The 3,290-nt window shown below is 65.6% G+C and carries 4 protein-coding genes; 3 read left to right on the top strand and 1 reads right to left on the bottom strand.

What is annotated here, in order from left to right:
- Nucleotides 1-130: 130 nt before the first annotated feature.
- Nucleotides 131-1,000, bottom strand: coding sequence for a metal ABC transporter solute-binding protein, Zn/Mn family (locus tag C2I19_RS20440; protein WP_199181309.1), 870 nt, complete (start codon nucleotides 998-1,000; stop codon nucleotides 131-133).
- 121 nt (nucleotides 1,001-1,121) lie between these two features.
- On the opposite strand from C2I19_RS20440, the gene C2I19_RS20445 reads away from it, so the two are divergent.
- The 3 genes from C2I19_RS20445 to C2I19_RS20455 all read left to right on the top strand — a co-directional run.
- Nucleotides 1,122-1,760: a DUF1826 domain-containing protein gene (locus C2I19_RS20445; protein WP_158253788.1), complete on the top strand. Its 639-nt coding sequence runs from the start codon at nucleotides 1,122-1,124 to the stop codon at nucleotides 1,758-1,760.
- 31 nt (nucleotides 1,761-1,791) lie between these two features.
- The gene (zigA, locus tag C2I19_RS20450) at nucleotides 1,792-3,003 is read left to right on the top strand and encodes a zinc metallochaperone GTPase ZigA (RefSeq protein WP_103904433.1); all 1,212 of its coding nucleotides are present in this window, start codon (nucleotides 1,792-1,794) and stop codon (nucleotides 3,001-3,003) included.
- A gap of 65 nt (nucleotides 3,004-3,068) precedes the next feature.
- Nucleotides 3,069-3,290: hypothetical protein (locus C2I19_RS20455; RefSeq protein WP_146056906.1), on the top strand; the 222-nt coding region annotated here is incomplete at its 3' end.

Here is a 3,290-nt window from a genome sequence, read left to right on the forward strand (position 1 = left end):
AGCGTGGTCTTGCCGGCCCCGTTGGGGCCGAGCACGCCGATGAACAACCCCTGCCCGATCTCCAGGCTGACATCGGCCAGCACCTGGCGCTGGCGATAGCCGACGCTGACGTCGGCCAGCGACACCGCGCTCACTTGCTGGACCCGCCCAGCGCCTTGTCCAGCGCGTTCAGCTGCGATAGCATCCATTCCTGGTAATGCTTGCCGGCCGGCTCGGTCTCCGTCACGCCCACCACCGGCACCTTGGCGGCGCGCGCCACTTTCTGCACCCGCTTGGCGGATTGGTCGGATGCCTGGCTGTTGTAGAACAGCACGTTCACCGCATGGGTTTTCAGATCGTTTTCGAAGGCGGCGATATCGCTGGCCGCCGGCTCGGTGTTGTTCATCACCGCCAGCTGGAATTTTTCATTGCGCATTTTCAGCCCCAGCGCCTCCGCCATATAGCCGAACACCGGCTCGGTGGCGGTCACCGGCTTGCCGGCGTATTTGCCGCGCAAGGCTTGCACCTTGGCATTCAGCGGCTGCAGCGAGGCCAGGAAATGCTGCAGATTGTGATCGTAATCGGCCTTGTGCGCCGGATCGGCGCTTTCCAGCTCGCTGGCGATCACTTTGGCCACTGCCGGCATGGTGGCCGGGTCGTACCACAGATGCGGGTTATCGCCAGTCTTGCGCTTCAGCAGCTCGCCGGCCACCACCGTCTTGCGCTGCGGAGCCTTGGCGGCGGACAGCAGCTTTTCCATCCACGGGTCGTAGTCTATGCCGTTGCAAACCACCAGCCGGGCATCGCTCAGCGCCTTGGCTGTGGATGCGCTGGCCTCGAACAGGTGCGGGTCCTGGTCCGGATTGCTCAGGATGCTGGTGACGTGGACGTGACTGCCGCCGATCTGCTGCGCCACATCGCCGTAGAAGTTTTCGCCGGCGACGACATTGACCGCGGCATGAGCCAGCAACGGCGAGCAAACGAGCGCGGCAACAAGCGCGAGGCGGGGGAATCGTTTCATCTTTGCAATCTCCATGATTAAGGGGGCGGTTGGCGCCGGTGCTTTTTTGTTATGTTATAACTTGCCCGTTATTTTATGTAATGCTATAACATTCTGCAAATCATTCGCATCATTCCCCGCCATGACCGCTGACGCCACCGCCGAAACCATCCATCTTTCCGACAACCTGGCCAGCCTTGCGGCCATCTTCGACGCCGACACCGAGCTGTGCCTGTACCGCCGCCCGCCCAACGCCGATATCGCCGGCTATTTGCGCCGCGCCAAGCAAAACGGCCTGCTGGGTCTGGGCTGGCGGCGGATAGTGACGCCAGGAGAAAGCGCCGACTTGCCGCTGGCCGACCTGCCCGGCCGCGACGCGCTGCAAGCCGACATCGACTGGCTGTGCGAGCTGTACGCCACGCTGACCGGCTGTCCGCAAGTAGGCGCCCGGCTGGAGGTGCTGAGCCGCCCGATGTGCCCGCGCTTCCATGTAGACCGCGTCGGTCTGCGCCTGCTGTGCTGCTACCAGGGACCAGGCACCGAATGGCTGCCGTCCTCCGCGGCAAACCGCTCCCGGCTGGGCGCAGCTGCGCAGGGCATGCTCGATGCGCAATCCGGATTGATTCTCGACGCCTCCGCCATCGGCAGCGCGCCGCCGTTCGCCGTGCTGCTGCTCAAGGGCGCCGAATGGCCGGAATCCAAGGGCGGCGCCATCCACCGCTCGCCCGCCCCGCCCCCCGAAGAAACCCGCGTGCTGCTGGCGCTGGACGCGGTGTGGTAGCCCCCTCTTTCCCTCATTTCAAGGAACACACATGAACAAGCTGCCGGTAACGGTGCTGTCCGGCTTTCTCGGCGCCGGCAAAACCACGCTGCTGAACCACATCCTGGCCAACCGCGAAGGCAAGCGGGTGGCGGTGATCGTCAACGACATGTCCGAAGTCAACATCGACGCCCGCCTGGTGCGCGAAGGCGGCGCCCAGTTGTCGCGCGCCGAGGAAAAGCTGGTGGAGATGAGCAATGGCTGCATCTGCTGCACGCTGCGCGAGGATTTGCTGCTGGAAATCCGCCGCCTGGCGGCGGAAGGCCGCTTCGACTACTTGCTGATCGAATCCACCGGCATCTCCGAGCCGCTGCCGGTGGCGGAAACCTTCACTTTCCGCGACGACGATGGCCGCAGCCTGGCCGATCTGGCGCGGCTGGACACCATGGTGACGGTGGTGGATGCCTGCAATTTCCTGCGCGACTACGCCTCGCGCGACAGCCTCACCGACCGCCAGGCCAGCCTGGGCGATGAGGACGAGCGCACCGTGGTGGATCTGCTGATCGAACAAGTGGAGTTCTGCGACGTCATCGTGCTGAACAAGACCGATCTGATCAGCGCCGAAGCGCTGGCTGAGCTGGAGGGCATTCTGCGCTCGCTGAATCCGCGCGCCGACATCGTGCGTAGCGAGTTCGGCCGTGTGCCGCTGGACAGAGTGCTCGATACCGGCCGCTTCGACTTCGACGCCGCCGCGGAAGCGCCGGGCTGGCTGGCCGAACTGCGCGGCGAGCATGTGCCGGAAACCGAGACCTATGGCATAGCCAGTTTCGTCTACCGCGCGCGCCGTCCCTTCCATCCGCAGCGGCTGTGGCAATGGATGCGACAGGAATGGTCCGGCGTGGTGCGCTCCAAAGGTTATTTCTGGCTGGCCAGCCGGCCGCAGTTCGCCGCGCTGTGGTCGCAAGCCGGATCGGTGGCCCGCCATTCCTGCGCCGGGCTGTGGTGGGCGGCGCTGGCCCGAGCGGAATGGCCCCAGGACGAAGACAGCCTGGCGCTGATCCGCTCGCGCTGGGCCGAGCCGTTCGGCGACCGCCAGCAGGAGCTGGTGCTGATCGGCATGGACATGGACCGGCAGGCGCTGACGGCCGGCTTCGACGCCTGTCTGCTGAACGATGCCGAGATGGCGAGCGGCCTCGATGCCTGGCAGACGCTGGACGATCCCTTCCCGCGCTGGGCCGTGGACGAGGAGCAGAACCAAGCCTGATGCCCGGCGAGGCGGCCCGCTCTGCTATAATCGGCGCTTTGCGCAATCCTCCGATCTTTAAGCCGATGACATCTGCCGCCCGCCTCGCCGACCTGAAATCCGCCCTGTCCTGCTGCCTGATCCGCGACCGCCACCCTCTGCGCCGCAAACTGGCCGACGCCGCCGACCGCCTGAAAAAGAATCAGCCCGCCGACAAGCTGCTCTCGGACATCGCCGGCCAGGTGGAGCGCTCACGCAGCCGCGCCGACGCGCGCCGCGCGCATCTGCCCAAGCCCCAGTTCGACGAC

Source organism: Chromobacterium alticapitis (assembly GCF_002924365.1).
Classification (GTDB): Bacteria; Pseudomonadota; Gammaproteobacteria; order Burkholderiales; family Chromobacteriaceae; genus Chromobacterium; species Chromobacterium alticapitis.

Coding starts and splice junctions, on each gene's coding strand:
- C2I19_RS20440 (WP_199181309.1), bottom strand. CDS start 1,000: ATGAAACGATTCCCCCGCCTCGCGCTTGTTGCCGCGCTCGTTTGCTCG.
- C2I19_RS20445 (WP_158253788.1), top strand. CDS start 1,122: ATGACCGCTGACGCCACCGCCGAAACCATCCATCTTTCCGACAACCTG.
- zigA (WP_103904433.1), top strand. CDS start 1,792: ATGAACAAGCTGCCGGTAACGGTGCTGTCCGGCTTTCTCGGCGCCGGC.